Genomic DNA, 1,831 nt, shown 5'->3' with positions numbered 1-1,831 from the left:
ACCTGCCGGACGGCCCCAAGCGCGCCACGGTGGTCACCGCGGCCACCGAGCCACTGACCTGGCAGCTGCGCAACGCGTCGGGCGCCGTGACCGCCTCCGGCCGGACCGTCGTGCACGGCGCGGACACGGCCTCGGGCGAGGCGACCCACACCGCGGACTTCTCCGCGTACCGGAAGGCGGGCTCGGGGTTCGTCCTGGTGGTCGACGGGCAGAACAGCGCGCCCTTCGACATCCGCGCCGACCTCTACGACAGCCTGCGCTCGGACGCGATGGCGTTCTTCTACCACCAGCGCAGCGGCACGCCGATCGAGGCCTCGCTGGTGGGTCCCGCCTACGCGCGCCCGGCCGCGCACATCGGAGTCGCGCCGAACCAGGGCGACACTAACGTGCCCTGTCAGGCCGGGGTGTGCGACTACACCCAGGACGTACGGGGCGGCTGGTACGACGCGGGCGACCACGGCAAGTACGTCGTCAACGGCGGGATCTCGGCCTGGACGCTGGTCGACTCCTTCGCGCGGGCCAAGCGGGCGGGCAACGCGTCCGCGCTCGGCGACTCGACCCTGCGGATACCCGAGCGCGGCAACGGCGTCCCGGACGTGCTGGACGAGGCCCGCTGGGAGCTCGACTTCCTGATGCGGATGCAGGTGCCGGAGGGCAAGCCGTACGCCGGTATGGCCTTCCACAAGATCCATGACGCGGCCTGGACGGGCATCCCGACCCGCCCCGAACTCGACTCCCAGCCCCGCGAGTTGCACCGCCCGTCCACCGCGGCCACGCTCAACCTCGCCGCCGCGGCGGCGCAGTGCGCGCGTGTCTTCAAGCCGTACGACTCCACGTACGCGAAGCGGTGTCTGAGCGTGGCCCGTACGGCGTGGACCGCGGCGAAGGCCAACCCGGCGATCTACGCCCCGGAATCGGACAGCACGGGCGGCGGCCCCTACAACGACACCCAGGTCACCGACGACTTCTACTGGGCGGCGACCGAGCTGTACGCGGCGACCGGGGAGCGTGCCTACCGGGACGCGGTCACGTCATCGCCCTGGCACACCTCGTCGAGCGCGCTCACGCCGACCGGCTTCAACTGGGCCGACACCGCGGCGCTCGGCCGGCTGACCCTGGCGACCGTGCCGAACGGGCTGCCCGCCTCCGACATCAGGCGGGTGCGCGCGTCCGTGACGGCCGCGGCCGACGGACACCTCGCCATGATGGCGGGCCAGGGCTACGCGGTGCCCATCCCCGCGAACGGGTACGTGTGGGGTTCCAACAGCCAGGTCACCAACAACGCGATCGTCATGGCCACCGCCTACGCGCTGACCGGCCAACAGCGGTACCGCGCCGGGGTGTTGGAGTCCATGGACTACCTCCTGGGCCGCAACACCCTCGACCTCTCCTACGTCACCGGCTACGGCGACACGTACGCCCGCAACCAGCACCACCGGTTCTGGGCGAACCAGTACGACGCCTCGCTGCCGAACCCCCCGGCGGGCTCCCTCGCGGGCGGCCCCAACAGCGGTCTGCAGGACCCGGTGGCACAGGAGCACCTGGCGGGCTGCTCCCCCGCCGCCTGCTACATCGACGACATCGGCTCGTACTCCACCAACGAGGTGACGATCAACTGGAACGCCCCGCTGGCCTGGCTGGCGGCCTTCGCCGCCGAGCGCTACCCGCCGCGCGACTAGATCACGGCGGTCGTCAGCGTCGGAGCCCGGCCCGGTACGCGCCGGGCGGGGCTCCGTAGCGCTGCCGGAAGACTCGGTTGAAGTGGAACGGGCTGCTGAAGCCGGAAGCCGCGGCGACCCGTTCCACCGGCAGGTCGGTGGCTTCAAGCAGC

2 protein-coding genes are annotated in these 1,831 nt (G+C 72.0%); one reads left to right on the top strand and one right to left on the bottom strand.

What is annotated here, in order from left to right; all coding sequences use genetic code 11:
- Positions 1–1,679: glycoside hydrolase family 9 protein (locus O3Q52_RS52685; RefSeq protein ID WP_269655483.1), on the top strand; the 1,679-nt coding region annotated here is incomplete at its 5' end.
- Between the two features lie 13 nt (positions 1,680–1,692).
- Here the strand turns inward: O3Q52_RS52685 and O3Q52_RS52680 are convergent.
- The coding region (locus tag O3Q52_RS52680; protein ID WP_269655484.1) for a helix-turn-helix domain-containing protein at positions 1,693–1,831 on the bottom strand (139 nt) is incomplete at its 5' end.

The sequence above is a fragment of the Streptomyces sp. ActVer genome (assembly GCF_027270795.1).
In the GTDB taxonomy this organism is placed as follows: Bacteria; Actinomycetota; Actinomycetes; order Streptomycetales; family Streptomycetaceae; genus Streptomyces; species Streptomyces umbrinus_A.
The sequence above is the reverse complement of the archived record's forward strand: the minus strand, read 5'-3'. Positions and strand labels throughout refer to the sequence as shown.